Consider the following 15,500-nt stretch of genomic DNA (forward strand, 5'->3'; position numbering starts at 1 on the left):
CACTTCGGGTGTTGAACACGCCCTTGCCAATTGGAGCCGCGCTGGCTGCGCTGGTGCTGGCCCTGGCTGGGTGTAGCGGCGGAAACCACGCGGCCGCGCCCAACGCGGCGGGCCCGTGCGAGATCGTGGCCAATGGCACACCCGCGTCCAAGACGCCGTCGGCGCCCGCGGTTTCGGCGCCGTCGTCGCGGAACACCGCGAAGAATCCCGAGATCGCGAGCGGCTACCGCAGCGACATGACCGTCGTGCAGACCGCTCACTACGCGGTCGCCACGGCCAATCCGTTAGCGACCCAGGCGGCCTGCCGGGTATTGCGGGACGGGGCGACGGCCGCCGACGCCTTGGTGGTAGCCCAGGCGGTGTTGGGGCTGGTCGAACCGCAGTCCTCGGGCCTCGGCGGCGGCGGATTCGTGCTGTACTACGACGCCCATACCGGCGCGGTGCAGGCCTACGACGGCCGCGAAGTCGCCCCCGCGGCGGCGGGCGAGAACTACCTGCGCTGGATCAGCGACAACGATCAGGTCCCACCCAGGCCCAACGCGCGCGCCTCGGGGCGCTCGATCGGAGTCCCGGGGATCCTGCGGATGCTCGAACTCGTGCACAACGACCACGGGCACACGCCGTGGCGCGACCTCTTCAACTCCGCAATGGCGTTGGCCGACGGCGGTTTCGACATCAGCCCCCGGTTGGCCGCCGCCATCTCCGACTCGGCGGCGCAGCTGCGCGGCGACGCGCAGGCGCGCGGGTATTTCCTGAATCCCGACGGCGGGCCCAGGGCCGCGGGAACGCGCCTGACAAACCCGGCGTACTCAAAAACGTTGTTCGCCATAGCCTCCGGGGGCATCGGCGCCTTCTACACCGGCGCCATCGCCCGCGACATCGTCGCGGCGGCGGCCGACACGTCGGAGAGCCGCACGCCAAGTGAGATGACGAGCGAGGATTTGGCGGGCTATGTGGCCAAGAAACGCGAACCGCTGTGCACGACGTATCGCAGCCGGCAAGTCTGCGGCATGCCCGCGCCGTCGTCGGGCGGCGTCGCGGTGGCGGCCACGCTCGGAGTCCTCGAGCATCTTCCGATGGCTGACTACCCGCCCAGCCGTGTCGATCTCAACGGCGGCCGCCCGAGTGTGATGGGGGTGCATCTGATTTCCGAAGCCGAGCGGCTGGCCTACGCGGACCGCGACAAATATGTCGCCGACGCCGATTTCGTCGGACCGCCCGGCGGCTCGCTCAATGCGCTGATCGACCCCGGTTATCTGGCCGGTCGCGCCGCGCTGATCTCAATGCAGCGCACGATGGGGATCGCCAGGCCGGGCGACTTCGGCATGCCCGCCGGTGTGGCGCCACCCGCCCCGGAGCACGGCACCAGCCATGTCAGCATCATCGATTCCTACGGCAACGCGGCCGCGTTCACCACGACCATCGAGGCGTCGTTCGGCTCCTTCCACATGGTCGACGGATTCATCCTCAACAACCAGCTCACCGATTTCGCCGCCGAGCCCCGCACGCCCGACGGAGCGCTGGTGGCCAACCGTGTCCAGCCCGGAAAACGGCCACGCAGCTCGATGGCGCCGACGCTGGTGTTCGACCCAGCGCCGGGCGGCCGGGGCCCACTGTATGCGGTGACGGGCTCGCCCGGCGGTTCCACGATCATTCAGTACGTCGTGAAAACCCTTGTGGCAATGCTGGATTGGGGACTCAACCCCCAGCAGGCCGTGTCCCTGGTCGATTTCGGGGCCGAGAACTCCCCATTTACCAACGTCGGCGGCGAGGACCCCGAAATCAACGCCTCGGATAACGGCGATCACGACCCACTGGTGCAGGGCCTGCGGGAACTGGGACATCAGGTCAACCTGGCCGACCAGTCCAGCGGGCTCTCGGCGATCACCCGCAGCTCGTCGAAGTGGAGCGGCGGCGCCGACCCGCGCCGCGATGGTTTGGTGATGGGCGACAACGGATAACGGCCGCCGCCGCCCGCTACGCCGTCGTCAGCGTCGTCTGGTCTTCGTCGGCGTCGCCGACGCCGACGGTGTCGCTGCCGACTATCGGGGGCACCCGGGTGGCGCGCACGTACACGGTGTCGCCGTCCCGCAGGGCCAGTGCCTCGGCGTCACCCCGGGTGATCTGGGCGGTGAACGCGCCGCCGGTGGCCGCGCTGGTCAACTCCACGCGCACCTCGAAACCCAGCGCCACCACCCGGTCGACGACGGCGCGCACGACGCCGATGGACTCGGCGGTACCGTCGCCGCCGGCGATCGCCATGTCCGGTTTGCGACCAACCCGAATGTCGTGCGGCCGGACCAACGCGCCATTCAATGCGGAAACCGCGCCCAGGAAGGACATGACGAACGCGTTCGCCGGAGAGTCGTAAACCTCAGTGGGAGAACCGACTTGCTCGATGCGGCCCTTGTTGAGCACGGCGATCCGATCGGCCACGTCCAGCGCCTCGTGCTGGTCGTGGGTGACCAGCACGGTGGTGACGTGGACTTCGTCATGCAGGCGCCGCAACCAGGCCCGTAGGTCCTCGCGGACCTTGGCGTCCAGGGCGCCGAACGGCTCGTCGAGCAACAGCACTTCCGGATCGACGGCCAGCGCGCGGGCCAGCGCCATGCGCTGTCGTTGACCACCGGACAGCTGGTTGGGATAGCGGGTCTGAAATCCGCTCAGCCCCACCACTTCCAGCAGGTTGTCGACCTTCTCCTTGACCTCGGCCTTGGGCCGCTTGCGAATCCTGAGCCCATAGGCCACGTTGTCGCGAACGGTCATGTGCTTGAACGCCGCATAGTGCTGGAATACGAATCCGATGCCGCGGCGCTGCGGCGGTACTCGCGTCACGTCACGACCGTTGATGGTGACGGTTCCGGTGTCGGGGTGATCGAGGCCGGCGATGGTGCGCAGCAGGGTCGATTTTCCTGACCCGCTAGGGCCCAGCAACGCCGTCAGCGAGCCGGCGGGTACGACGAAATCCACGTCGTCGAGCGCGACAAAATCGCCATAGCGCTTGTTTGCCTCGCGCACGACGATGGCATTTTCGCGCTGGTCGGTCTGGGCGGCTGTCATAAAGTCACCTCGTTCAAACCTCTCTGGTTGCGCGGGCCCGGCGGGCGTCGACAACCACCTGGAAGATCAGCACCACCACGGAAACGGTCATCAGCAGCGTCGACAGCGCGTAGGCGCCGTACTCGGCCCCACGGTTGTAGCGGTCCGAGACCAGCAATGTCAGCGTCTGCGACGTCCCCGGCAGGTTGGACGACACGATGATGACCGCGCCGTATTCCCCGAGCGTACGCGCGACGGTCAGCACGATGCCGTAGGTCAAGCCCCACCGGATGGACGGCAGGGTGATCCGCCAAAACGTTTGCCACCACGTCGAACCCAGTGTTGCGGCGGCTTCCTCCTGGTCGGTTCCCAATTCGTGCAACACCGGTTCGACCTCGCGCACCACGAAAGGCAGGGTGACGAAGACGCTCGCGAGCACGATGCCGGGCAGGCCGAAGATGATCTTGAATCCCAGGTCCCGTTCGACGAAGCCCAGCGCACCGGCCGATCCCCACAACAGGATCAACGCCACGCCCACGATGACGGGCGACACCGCGAACGGCAGATCGATGATCGCCTGCACCACGCCCTTGCCGCGAAACCGGTTGCGCGCGAGCACCAATGCCGTCGGGATACCGAAGACCACGTTCAGCGGCACCACGATGGCCACCACCAGCAGCGACAGGTTCAGCGCCGATATCGCCGCCGGGGTACTGATCCACTCGACGAACCGGCCGAATCCGGGCTGGAAGGTGCGCCACAGGATCACCGCGACCGGAACGATGAGCAGCACGAAGATATATGCCAGCGCGACGTACCGGATCGTGTAGCGAACCCGCGACGAAGATCTCATGCGGACAACTCCTGGCGTTTGGCCGCGCGCGCACCGACCACACGCAGCAGGAGCAGCACCAGAAACGAGAGCGCCAGCAGCACAATGGATATCGCCGCCGCGCCGGTGCGGTCGTCGTTCTCGATCAAGGTGCGGATCCACTGCGACGACACTTCGGTCTTCCCCGGAACGGCACCACCGATCAGCACGACCGAACCGAATTCGCCGATCGCACGCGAGAACGCCAGCCCCGCACCGGATAACAACGCGGGGGTCAGCGACGGCAACACCACCGAAGTGAAAACTTTTGGCCCCGAGGCGCCCAGCGATGCCGCCGCCTCCTCAGTCTCGCGATCGATTTCCAGCAGCACCGGCTGAACCGCACGCACCACGAACGGCAGCGTGACGAAAGCCAGCGCGACGGCCACACCCCACGCGGTGTGCTGCAGATGAAGGCCCACCGGGCTGTTGTTCCCGTACAGGGCCAGCATCACCAGGCTGGCGACGATGGTCGGCAACGCGAACGGCAGATCGATGATCGCGTCGACGAGCCTCTTGCCGACGAAGTCGTCGCGCACCAGCACCCAGGCGATCAACAGACCGAAGACCAGGTTGACGACCGTGACTCCGGCGGAAATGGTGAGCGTCACCCGGAACGACTCCACCGCGGCGTTCGACGTCACCGCCAGCCAGAACGCGCGCCAACCGCCGCCGGCGGCCTGCCACGCGATGGCGGCCAACGGCAACAACACGATCACCGAAAGCCACACCAGCGCCACACCCACCCGAAACGACGTGGTGCCCGACCCACGGGGGGACCACCCCTGTGGAGCCCATCGCCCGGCGGCGCCGTCGAGTTCCGGCCGCGTCGCCTGGGGGTCCGGTGTGATCGCCGCCGTCATCCGGTGGCCTGCATGTAGATCTTGGTGATCCTGCCGGTGTTCTTGTCGAAGAGCTGCGGATCCGCCGTGCCCCAGCCGCCGAGTTCGGCGATCGTCCACAGCTTCGCCGGCGCCGGATACTGGTCGCGGAAGTCGGCGGCGACCGCCGGGTCGACGGGCCGGAACCCCGCCTGCGCCCACAACTTCTGCGCCGCCGCGGTGTACTGGAAGTTCTTGAATGCCCTCGCGGCATCCAGGTGCGGGCTGGTGCTCACCACCGCCACCGGATTCTCGATCTTGAACGTCTGCGGCGGGGTGACATGCTGGACCGGCTTGCCCTGTCGCTCGGTGGCGATGGCCTCGTTCTCGTAACTGATCAACACGTCACCGCTGCCCTGGACGAAGACGTCGGTGGCTTCCCGCCCCGATCCGGGACGCAGTTTGACGTGCCCGCTCACCAATTGCCGCACGAAATCGACTCCGGCATCCGCATTTTGGCCGCCGCTGCTCTTCACGGCGTACGGGGCGAGCAGATTCCATTTGGCCGAACCCGAGCTGAGCGGACTGGGCGTGATGACCTCGACACCGGGCCGCAGCAGGTCATCCCAATCCTTGATGTTCTTGGGATTGCCCGCGCGCACCACAAGAGTCACCACCGAGCCGAACGGGATGCCCTTGGTGGCGTCGGTATTCCAGTCTTTGGAAACCTTGCCGGCCTTGACCAAACGACTGATGTCCGGTTCGACCGAGAAGTTCACGACGTCGGCCGGCTTACCGTCGACGACACCGCGCGACTGATCGCCCGAGGCGCCATATGAGGTGATCACCTGCACGCCCTTGCCCTCCTCGGAGGCGTTGAACGCGGGAATCACCTTGCTCCAGCCGGGTTCTGGGGCGGAGTAGGCGACCAGGGTAAGGCTCGTGTGGGCATTCGCCGGGCCGCCGCTACCGACCACGTCGCTAGGGCCGCCCTGACACGCCGCGACGACAGCGGCAACCAGCGCGAGCACCCCGGCATAGCGAACCCGCCGCCGGCGCAGCGCGCCTGCGATGTCGTCGAACATTGATGGCCTTCCAGTGCGGGACTATTGATATCGATCCGTAACTGCGGAAAGGCGCCGAGAATTTCAGTAGGAGCTACGAACTCAGACCAGACCGCGCACGGGTTTGGGAGTCAGCGACAACAGTGCACGAATACATAGCAGTCCAAAACACCGGTTGCTACGTGCATGGCGCGAAGCCTAACAGGAATTCGCGGGGCCGCCACCGGACCCCGCATCGGCACCCGGCGTCAGTGCGTCAGCAGCCACGCGACGATCACCAGTACCACGAGCGTGACGAGAATCAACGTCACGTGCGAGCGGGGCATGCGGGCTAACCGGCCGCCCCGTCAGCGTGGCGGGCGCGACGCATCAACCCGATGCCCCTGCCGAGGAGGCCGTCCAGCAAAGTCGCCGTGACGTAGGCCACGACCAGCACGACGGGCATCACCACCATGGCCTGTAACACGAAGGCCAGACCAGAAAGCCACAGCTCGTTGCCGTCCCACCAATTCAGGAACGCGTTCACCGGGCTCACACTATTCGCCCCGGCAGCGGAAACCAATGTGCCAAGGTCGGCGGGTGCCTGCCGCGTCGTCCGAGTCCGGGGCACGATTGATCGTCGGCGGCGGACCGGCTGGCATGATCGTTGGCCCGCTGCCGGCTCGCGCCGGCGTAAAAGTCACCGTGATGGAAAAGCGCGCCAGTGCCGGCGCCGCCGCATTCGCGACAGCACCGGCACTGCCCTGTCGAGGGATTACCTGCCGGCGCCGCGACCGGCGTTGATGCCGCCACCCGTGTGGCCGCCCGCGCCACCCTGAACCGGACCCAGGTCAACGCCGCCACGGGTGCCGGTGCCGGCACCACCGCTGACGCCGCCCGGACCGGCGTTGACACCGCCACCCGTGTTGCCGCCCACGCCGCCCTGAACCGGACCCAAGTTAAGGTCGCCGCCGGTGCCGGTGCCGGCACCGCCGCTGACGCCGCCCGGACCGGCGTTGACACCGCCACCCGTGTTGCCGCCGACACCGCCTTGGACCGGACCCACGTTAACGCCGCCACCGGCACCACCGTTGACGCTGCCGCCGTTGTCCGGGTCAGCGCTGGCCATCCCGGCGCCCAGTCCGAAAGCACCGAGCGCACCCGCCATGGCCGCGGCGAGAATCCATCTGCGGAGGTTGTGAATTGTTTCCATCGCATTCTCCATTCGTTGCTGAATGGGGATATCCGGCTTGATCCCCCCGGGCAGACTCTCCACCCATCTGGCGCCCTCCCCGGACTAGGCGCCGGGGCGAGCCACCCGCGTGATGACGCTATGCGCGGCGGCACAGCTTTGCAACGTCAGTGCGTATTGGACTGGCGTACAACACTCGAGGCCTTACCGGACCCGTATTATCTTGGCGCAGAACGCAATACGCACAAACGGCCAGCTGCGCATCGTCGCCTCGTTGCTGATCCGGTGGTTCGGCTCTGCCAAAGTCTTTCCACCACTGTCGGTCTCGTACGTGCGAGTCCCGGGTTTCGACGATATCGCCACTGACGACGCGATGAGAATCGTTGAGGCGCAGCCGGTCCGACTCGTGTACCAATAGCCAAGCGACGATCACCAATTGTGCGCCGGCATGCTGGTGAGCCACACGCCCCGCCGACGCGGCGCATCAACGCGATGCCACCGCCGATGAGGCAGTCCGGCAAAGCCCCGTAGCGTGGGTCACCGCTGGCACGACGGGCAGCACAACTACGGCGCGGGAAGGTCACCGCCAACGCTTATCAGCAAAATCATGGACGGCGAGCAGGTCGACAGTCGATGATGTCGAAATGGTGCTGCACGCTCAACCTGCCGACCAACCCGCCGACGCCGTCCCCGGGGAAGCCCTCGAAACGGCGCCGGAGAGCAGCCGCGAATCGGCTTTGGCGTCGCCCCTCGATTTCAGCGCGCCCGCACCCTTCGCGTCCACTGGTGCGCTGCGCAACCCGTTTCCGCCGATCGCCGATTACGCGTTTCTGTCCGACTGGGAGACGACCTGCCTGATCTCCCCGGCCGGTTCCGTGGAGTGGCTGTGCGTACCCCGGCCGGACTCGCCGAGCGTGTTCGGCGCGATCCTGGACCGCAGCGCCGGGCATTTCCGGCTCGGCCCCTACGGCGTCTCGGTGCCGTCGGCCCGCCGCTACCTTCCCGGCAGCCTGATCATGGAGACCACCTGGCAGACCCACACCGGCTGGCTGATCGTGCGCGACGCGCTGGTGATGGGGCCCTGGCACGACCTCGAACGTCGCTCGCACACGCACCGTCGCACCCCGATGGACTGGGATGCCGAGCACATCCTGCTGCGCACGGTGCGGTGCGTCAGCGGCACCGTCGAACTGATGATGAGCTGCGAGCCGGCGTTCGACTACCACCGCGACACCGCGGTTTGGGACTACTCGGCCAATGCCTACGGTGAGGCCGTCGCGCGAGCGGGCCGGCAACCCGACACCCACCCGACGCTCCGGCTGACCACGAACCTGCGCATCGGTATCGAGGGCCGGGAGGCCCGGGCGCGCACCCGGATGACCGAGGGCGACGACGTCTTCGTCGCGCTCAGCTGGACCAAGCACCCGGCGCCGCAGACCTATGCCGAGGCTGCGGAAAAGATGTGGCAGACCACCGAGTGCTGGCGGCAATGGATCAACATTGGCAACTTCCCCGACCATCCGTGGCGGGCGTACCTGCAGCGCAGCGCGCTGACACTGAAGGGCCTGACCTATTCCCCCACCGGCGCGCTGCTGGCGGCCAGTACCACGTCGCTTCCGGAAACACCTCAGGGGCAACGCAATTGGGACTACCGCTACGCCTGGGTTCGCGACTCGACGTTCGCGTTGTGGGGGCTCTACACGCTGGGACTCGACCGCGAGGCCGACGATTTCTTCGCGTTCATCGCCGACGTGTCCGGCGCCAACAGCAACGAGCGCCATCCGCTGCAGGTGATGTACGGGGTGGGTGGCGAACGCAGCCTGGTCGAAGACGAGCTGCACCACCTGACCGGCTACGACCACGCCCGCCCGGTGCGCATCGGCAACGGCGCCTACGACCAGGTCCAGCACGACATCTGGGGCTCGATCCTGGATTCGTTCTATCTGCACGCCAAGTCACGCGAGCAGGTTCCGGAAACGTTGTGGCCGGTGTTGAAGAAGCAGGTCGAGGAGGCGATCGCGCATTGGCGCGAGCCCGACCGCGGAATCTGGGAGGTGCGCGGGGAGCCGCAACACTTCACGTCGTCGAAGGTGATGTGCTGGGTGGCCCTGGACCGCGGGTCCAAACTGGCGAAGCGACAGGGTGAGAAGAGCTATGCCCAGCAATGGCATGACATCGCCGAGGAGATCAAGGCCGACATCCTGAAGCACGGCGTGGACTCCCGCGGCGTGTTCACCCAGCGCTACGGCAGCGACGCGCTGGACGCCTCGCTGCTGCTGGTGGTGCTGACCCGATTCCTGCCGCCCGACGATCCGCGAGTGCGCAACACGGTGCTCGCGATCGCAAACGAGCTCACCGAGGAAGGCCTGGTGCTGCGCTACCGGGTCGAACAGACCGACGACGGGCTTTCCGGCGAGGAGGGCACGTTCACGATTTGCTCCTTCTGGCTGGTGTCGGCGCTGGTCGAGATCGGCGAGGTAGCCCGTGCCAAGCGGCTCTGCGAGCGGCTGCTGTCCTACGCGAGCCCGCTGCACCTCTACGCCGAGGAGATCGAGCCGCGCACCGGCCGGCACCTGGGCAACTTCCCGCAGGCGTTCACCCACCTGGCGTTGATCAACGCGGTGGTGCACGTGATCCGCGCTGAGGAGGAATCCGACGGCTCCGGGATGTTCCAGCCCGCCAACGCGCCGACATAGCGCTTCAGCCCATCCATCGCGGCCACCGTCCGTATGCCCTTGCGCTCCATGGATTTTCGCGAAACGCCGACCACGCCGACGTGCTACTGCCGAGGTTACGCCCCGCGTTTGCCGCGCACCCACTGGACGGGCCCGACATTCTTGGTCTGCACGCCGGCGAAGCCGTGCTCCATCAGGATGTCCGCGACCTCATCTTTGCTGAACACGTACGGATCGAGGCTCGGTAGCCTGCGCCAGAACGGGGCGGCATGCCGGACGACGGGGACGACCACACCCAGCCGTCCGCCCGGTCGCAGCACGCGCGCCATCTCGCCCAGCGCGGCAGCCGGGTCCGGCATGAATTGCAGCACGCCGATCGAGACCACCCCATCGACCGTCTCGTCGCGCAGTGGAAGCTGCTGTGCGTCCGCGCGTAGAAAGCCGACCTGTGGTCCCGTTTGCGCGCGGACCGCGCGCGCCAACATCGCCCTGGAGCGATCAACCCCCAGCACCAGTGCGCCCGGGCCCGCGGCGCGGGCCAGAGACGCAGTGACGCTGGCAGGGCCGCAGCCAGCGTCCAGGATGATCCCGCCCCGCGGGATGTCGAGCCACTCGACTGGGGGCTCGAAAGCCCGCACCAGCTTGCGCAGCACTGCTTGGGCGTTGTCGTAGACCATCGCCGCAATCGGGGAGGCCCACAACGCCTGGATCGCCGCGGGTTTGTTCGCCGATGGGGAGCCTTCTCCAACCGATTCGGCTGCGAGCAAATCGAGGTAGCCCCTGGTGACCTCCGGCTCGGTGGGAGGCTCGGCGAGCAGTTGCAGCGCCCTGCGCAAGGCCGGGGACAACGCTGCGGTCAAATCGGTCACCTAATTTCTTCGAGCGCGTAAATTACTTTCTTTCGAGTCTGTTAATTAATTTCTTCGATGCCGTTAATTAACTTGTTCTGACAATTCAACCTTGTTATTAGGCGTGCGATCAATTCTGGTACTTTTATTAGGCTTGCGACGAATTGAGCCGTCTATTAGACATGTGAGCAATGATCGACCATCTACAGCAAACTTGATAATCACGTTGCAGCCTACGCTAACGGATCCTCGAGGTCGACTCCCCGACTTTGGCGACAACCGGATGAGATCCGATATGACGAAGGCGCTAAACGGTCACCGACCGTGAGCGGGGGCCGCGGTGCCGGTAACCGCAGGCTTGCCGGATCATTATGCCCAGGCGGGCAGCTGGGTCGTGGACGGCGCGTCGGAATCGCCGACAGACGTCATGTCGCGACTGACGATTTTCAGGTTGCTGCGCGCGATCCGAAACGCTTCTGTCCGCTTGCCACGAAGGGACGCTCAGTCGCGCGCCCAATTCCAGGCGGGCCGAAGGCGGACACAGTTGGGCCTTGTGCAGCAAGAGCGATATGAGCCATGATGAGCTGGGAGAGAAAGGAAGTTAGAGAGACGATTCAGCGGCGCTCAGCACGCTCGCCCCTCCTATGAAACGCGGGTGCTGCACCGGTTGGAGGATGCGATGGTCGAGTTTGCGGTCCACCCGGGGACAGTGTTGCTCGCGCGTATCGCCGCCGAAGGCAACCGCGACGCCGATCGCCCGCCTAGCGGGGCAGCATTTGTGCAAGTGCTCAGCGGCTGCGATCGCATTTGCCGATTTGCGCCATTCGTCCCATCGGGCCCCACCAAACCTCTAACGGGTGACCCGATATCTTATGCCGCGACCCCACGAAGCCAGCTCCTTATAACCGCGCAAAACCGCGCGAATGCCAGCATCCGTGTCGGTACATGGCAAACAATATTTGAAAATCATCGGGCCCATTTTTCAATTCCACAATGCCGTTCCGTGGCGACCGCTTTTCGGGACGATTCTGCGAACGCGAATTACGTGCGCCACCGCATCACAGCGCTTTAAAATCCGATCCGGTTATGAGAGGTGCGATGATGAAATCCCTGAGTGCAAATCTACTGCCGGACACATTCGTTTCCCAGGGTTCCGTACTTGTTGACCTCTGCGAGTCCATCGAAGGCAGATCGACAGCGATACCGATCATTCGCGCCCGTGCCACGCTCGATGCGCGTGAGATCGTCGCCGCAGGTCGTGCCGAATCGGCAATGGCCCCAGATCTGGCAGGCACTGTCGTACCGATCGTCGTGCAGGAGCCACAGGACGCCTTGGCCGGGCTTTTCGCCGTGGCGCTTGCCGGCGGAGTGCCACTTGTGCTGTCTGGCTCACGAACCTACGAGTCGGCTACGTCGGTGCAAAGACGCGTTAACGACGTTGCCGAAAAGGTCAACGCTCGATTCGTCTACCTGCATGGAACGTGGCAACAGGTATCAAAGCACTCGCAACCCGACGTCGCTCACGAGCAAACGGCCTTTTTACAGTTCAGCTCGGGGAGTGTCGGCAGCCCTCGGCCCCTGCGGATATCACATCGCGCCCTCGGTGCTCAATTGGAGATATTGGCGGACGCCACCGCGGTCGGATCGGACCCCGTGGCGGGCTCGTGGCTGCCGCTGTCGCATGACATGGGACTCGTCAGCACGTTGCTCGGTTTATCGCTCGGGTGCCCTTTGTTGCTGTGGAGCCCCGAAGAATTCCTGACGGCACCGGCCCAGTGGATCGAACAAATGGCGACTCACCGAGTGGGCTTTTGGCCGGTCATTCCCGCCGGGATGCATATCGCAACCAAGGCCTTGGCATCGCGCGGCCGCCGTCTCGATGCGCTGCGCGCCGTGCTCGTAGGCGCCGACGTCATCCGCCCTAATGTCCTAACGGCGTTCGAATCAACGGCCGGATGCGGCGAAAATGTCGTGCGACCGTGCTATGGCCTAGCCGACGCGACGCTGATGGTGACCTGTGCTCCCGGGGATCGGCACTGGCGGACGGTGGATGCGCCCGAAACACCCGATCGAAGCGAGCGATTCACCCGACTGGTGTCCGTTGGACCACCCGCGCGCAATACCGAAGTATGGATCGAGGTCGGGGGGCATCCGGCAGGCGAGCGGATCGTCGGCGATGTAGTTGTGCGGTCAGCGTCTCGGTGCTCGGGCCCCTTCGGAGGCGAAGTTATCCCCGCTTCGGTTCCGGTGCACACCGGCGACCTCGGATTCATTGCTGACGGCGAATTGGTCTTCACCGGTCGGGCCGCCGAAGTCGTGCGGGTCGCCGGTCAGGATTTTTTGCCCACCGAGGTCGAAGACTTCCTGGTCCGGACGGGCTTTGGCAAAACAGGGCGCGTTGCGGTGGTCGGAGTGGACCACGACGCGGCAACCCAGATGGTTGCAGTGATCGAAAGCGGATCCGACGTCAGCGACGACGCGGCAATGGCCTGCCGTCGAGAACTGCTGGGAGCTGCCAGAGCGGCCGGTCTGCCGTTGACGGGGGTCAGATTCGTACCACGGAACTGGCTAAGTAAGACAACCAGCGGCAAGCTGCGCAGGCGCCGCATTGCCGCAGATCTCATGGAGGCGGGCAATGACCGGCTCTACCAACGCATCACACAATGACGAACCCGAGATTCGCACCTCCGGAAAACCGGCGCCGGTAAGCAGCACGCCGCTAACCCGCGATCGTGTGGTCGCCGAGATCATCCGCGCCGTATGCGCCCTTCGCCCGTCGTTTTCTGAGCGTGAATTAACTGACCAGACCAACCTGTCGCTGGATTTGGGCCTCGAGTCAGCGTCCCGGGTGGAGCTCCTGCTAGAAGTCGAACGCGCCCTCGACGTTGCCTTGGAAATTGGAGAAGTGGTGGTATTTGTCGAACTCACGATTGGCGAGCTCGCCAATCTCATTGTGCCCAAAGTCGAAGGCGATGCGACGGACCGACCACATAACCCCAGGCGTGGTATCCACGCTAACGGCGATAGCTGCCTTTACCAACTAAACCCCAAAAAATCATAGCCGCATTGACGGCGTCAGCGTCTGTTGTGGGAGGTAGTCGTGTCGGACCGTCGCATCGCAGCATCATCTGCGCAGGAGGCTTTATGGTTTGCCCAAGGATTAGTTCCGGATGTGCCGAATAATATCTCCTGCCATCTTGAAATCTTCGGCCCACTGGATCACGGCGTCATGGCGAAAGCTTTGCGTGACGTCTGTCGCGAAGCCCCAACTTTGCGTGTCACCTTTGCTCAAGACGAAGCCGGACTGCGCCAAACGCAGCGCGACCCGGACGCCTGGGAACCGGACTACTTCGATGTCAGCCATACGGACAACCCAGAATCCGCTGGACGCATCATAATATCGGCGATAACTCATCGCGCGTTCGACCTAAGTCATGACATCTTGTACCGCGCGGGGCTGATCAAGGTAGATGAATTGCGCCACACGCTATTCGTGGTAGTCCACCACATCGTGTGTGACGGATTTGGACTACTTGTTGCCGTTCGGCGCATAGCGGAGGTGTACACGGCCGCGATGTCGGGCGTCAGCCCCTCCCGATCTAAATTTTGCGGTCCAGAATTGATCGCCAGCGATGACTGGCAATATAGATGCTCCGAGAGCTTTGTTTCCGATAAAGAATTTTGGACCAACTATACGGCTGCTTGGCCAGAGCCGCTGGCAATCTCCGAACGCCCAAATCTCCCACAGCCGGCAAGCTTGCATCAAAGCTTGGCTCTGACCGGAGACGATGCGGCTCGGCTGAGAACGGCTGCGGGTCGCGCTGGCCAATCCCTGCCTCGGTTTTTGACCGGGTGCCTGGCCGGTTTCTTTAGTCGAGCGTCGTCCGCATCGGAGTTTTCGATTCGACTAGCGGTCGCTAACAGGTTCGGCGTCGCATGGAGCACGCCGTGCATGCTCTCAAACGTTGTTCCGGTCCGCATCAGCACGGCGCCACGGATCCGCTTCACGAATTTTGCGAAATCATTGGATCGAGAGATCGGCACGCTGGTTGCCCATGCCCGATATCAAATCTCGGAAATTCAGCGCGACGTCGGCCTGCTGAACGGGAGAACCAACCGATTTGGACCCGTCGTCAATGTTCTGCCATTCTTCGGAAACATCGAATTCGGCGAAAGTCGTGCAGTTTTTCGGGGCGCCACTTTCGGAGCCTGCGATGATCTCTTGATCTCGGCGTATTACGATACGCGTCAAGGCGATAAGGGCCAGCCGGGCGATATTTATATCCAACTTGATGCAAACGGGCTGCTGTACGCCAAGCAGGATCTCATCCGTTTGGCAGCTCACCTAACGTCGTTTATGCATGCTGTCTCGGTTGATCCGGAGCGGCGGATCGATCAGATCGAGATCATCGATGCGATCGAACGCGACCAAGTCGTGAACCGATGGAACGACACCGCCACGCCAATACCGCAGGCCACCGTGCCAGAACTGTTCGCCGCCCAGGCCGCCCGCACCCCCGACGCCCCCGCAATCAACGACGACAACGAGACCCTGACCTACCGCCAACTCGACGCTCGCGCAAACCATCTCGCCGCCCGACTGACAACCTATGGAGCCCGACCGGAAACCATCGTCGCGGTCGCACTGCCCCGCTCCACCCGATTAGTCACCGCGCTACTGGCCATCTCCAAAACCGGCGCAGCCTACCTGCCCATCGACCCCAACTACCCCAGCGAGCGCACCGCATCCCATGACACCACCACAACGCGCGCGCCGTGAAGCAGCGCTCCCCACAACTCCCACACCGAGACGTCGAAGGCCGGTGAATGACACCATGCCCAGACATCCGTCCGGGGGAAACCGATCCACTTCTTAAGGCCCGCAAACAATGCCACCACGTTGCGTTGGGTGATGGCGACGGCTTTGGGGCGTCCGGTTGATCCTGAGGTGTACATGATGTAGGCGAGGTTGTCCGGTGTGGGCAGGTGTGGGGGGGGGGGGGTTTGCGGT

The 15,500-nt window shown here is 64.7% G+C and carries 14 protein-coding genes; 6 read left to right on the forward strand and 8 right to left on the reverse strand.

The features are described from left to right. Window positions 1-11 precede the first annotated feature (11 nt). A complete protein-coding gene (locus A5747_RS12230; RefSeq protein WP_233148027.1) occupies window positions 12-1,961 on the forward strand; it encodes a gamma-glutamyltransferase family protein in 1,950 nt (649 codons plus the stop codon). Window positions 1,962-1,977: 16 nt separating this feature from the next. Here the strand turns inward: A5747_RS12230 and A5747_RS12235 are convergent, their stop codons facing one another. The 5 genes from A5747_RS12235 to A5747_RS12255 all read right to left on the reverse strand — a co-directional run bounded on the left by A5747_RS12235 (window position 1,978) and on the right by A5747_RS12255 (window position 6,330). Continuing rightward, on the reverse strand, window positions 1,978-3,060 hold the full coding sequence (locus tag A5747_RS12235) for a sulfate/molybdate ABC transporter ATP-binding protein (protein ID WP_076124451.1): 1,083 nt from the start codon (window positions 3,058-3,060) through the stop codon (window positions 1,978-1,980). A gap of 13 nt (window positions 3,061-3,073) precedes the next feature. Next, window positions 3,074-3,892, reverse strand: coding sequence for a sulfate ABC transporter permease subunit CysW (gene cysW / locus A5747_RS12240; protein ID WP_076124453.1), 819 nt, complete (start codon window positions 3,890-3,892; stop codon window positions 3,074-3,076). Continuing rightward, the gene (gene cysT, locus A5747_RS12245) at window positions 3,889-4,773 is read right to left on the reverse strand and encodes a sulfate ABC transporter permease subunit CysT (protein WP_076124455.1); all 885 of its coding nucleotides are present in this window, start codon (window positions 4,771-4,773) and stop codon (window positions 3,889-3,891) included. The genes cysW and cysT overlap by 4 nt, the downstream gene beginning before the upstream one ends. Beyond that, window positions 4,770-5,816: a sulfate ABC transporter substrate-binding protein gene (locus A5747_RS12250; RefSeq protein WP_076124457.1), complete on the reverse strand. Its 1,047-nt coding sequence runs from the start codon at window positions 5,814-5,816 to the stop codon at window positions 4,770-4,772. Before A5747_RS12250 ends, cysT begins: the two co-directional genes overlap by 4 nt. A gap of 310 nt (window positions 5,817-6,126) precedes the next feature. Then, the gene (locus tag A5747_RS12255; protein ID WP_233148028.1) at window positions 6,127-6,330 is read right to left on the reverse strand and encodes a hypothetical protein; all 204 of its coding nucleotides are present in this window, start codon (window positions 6,328-6,330) and stop codon (window positions 6,127-6,129) included. Window positions 6,331-6,356: 26 nt separating this feature from the next. Here A5747_RS12255 and A5747_RS25645 point away from each other — a divergent pair, with 26 nt between their 5' ends. Continuing rightward, the gene (locus A5747_RS25645; protein WP_198938176.1) at window positions 6,357-6,578 is read left to right on the forward strand and encodes an FAD-dependent monooxygenase; all 222 of its coding nucleotides are present in this window, start codon (window positions 6,357-6,359) and stop codon (window positions 6,576-6,578) included. Here A5747_RS25645 and A5747_RS12260 read toward each other — a convergent pair. Further along, the gene (locus tag A5747_RS12260; protein WP_142245540.1) at window positions 6,550-6,987 is read right to left on the reverse strand and encodes a hypothetical protein; all 438 of its coding nucleotides are present in this window, start codon (window positions 6,985-6,987) and stop codon (window positions 6,550-6,552) included. The two genes, A5747_RS25645 and A5747_RS12260, sit on opposite strands and share 29 nt — an antisense overlap. A gap of 623 nt (window positions 6,988-7,610) precedes the next feature. Between A5747_RS12260 and A5747_RS12270 the strand changes: the two genes are divergently transcribed. Continuing rightward, the gene (locus A5747_RS12270; RefSeq protein ID WP_076124466.1) at window positions 7,611-9,662 is read left to right on the forward strand and encodes a glycoside hydrolase family 15 protein; all 2,052 of its coding nucleotides are present in this window, start codon (window positions 7,611-7,613) and stop codon (window positions 9,660-9,662) included. Window positions 9,663-9,757: 95 nt separating this feature from the next. On the opposite strand, the gene A5747_RS12275 is transcribed toward A5747_RS12270, so the two are convergent. Then, window positions 9,758-10,510 (reverse strand): class I SAM-dependent methyltransferase, encoded by a 753-nt coding sequence (locus A5747_RS12275; protein ID WP_076124468.1) that lies wholly within the window; start codon window positions 10,508-10,510, stop codon window positions 9,758-9,760. A 972-nt stretch (window positions 10,511-11,482) separates the two neighbouring features. Here A5747_RS12275 and A5747_RS12280 point away from each other — a divergent pair. From A5747_RS12280 to A5747_RS12290, 3 genes are read left to right on the forward strand one after another with little or no spacing between them, the layout of a single operon-like run. Next, the gene (locus A5747_RS12280) at window positions 11,483-13,156 is read left to right on the forward strand and encodes an AMP-binding protein (protein WP_083700369.1); all 1,674 of its coding nucleotides are present in this window, start codon (window positions 11,483-11,485) and stop codon (window positions 13,154-13,156) included. Further along, complete coding sequence (locus A5747_RS12285; RefSeq protein WP_083700371.1) at window positions 13,125-13,550, forward strand: acyl carrier protein; 426 nt, start codon at window positions 13,125-13,127, stop codon at window positions 13,548-13,550. The genes A5747_RS12280 and A5747_RS12285 overlap by 32 nt, the downstream gene beginning before the upstream one ends. A gap of 39 nt (window positions 13,551-13,589) precedes the next feature. Next, window positions 13,590-15,269, forward strand: a complete 1,680-nt coding sequence (locus tag A5747_RS12290) for a condensation domain-containing protein (RefSeq protein ID WP_076124476.1) — start codon at window positions 13,590-13,592, stop codon at window positions 15,267-15,269. Here the strand turns inward: A5747_RS12290 and A5747_RS12295 are convergent. Next, on the reverse strand, window positions 15,215-15,500 hold a 286-nt coding region (locus A5747_RS12295; protein ID WP_142245541.1), incomplete at its 5' end, for an AMP-binding protein. The two genes, A5747_RS12290 and A5747_RS12295, sit on opposite strands and share 55 nt — an antisense overlap.

Source organism: Mycobacterium sp. IS-836 (assembly GCF_001954275.1).
Classification (GTDB): domain Bacteria; phylum Actinomycetota; class Actinomycetes; order Mycobacteriales; family Mycobacteriaceae; genus Mycobacterium.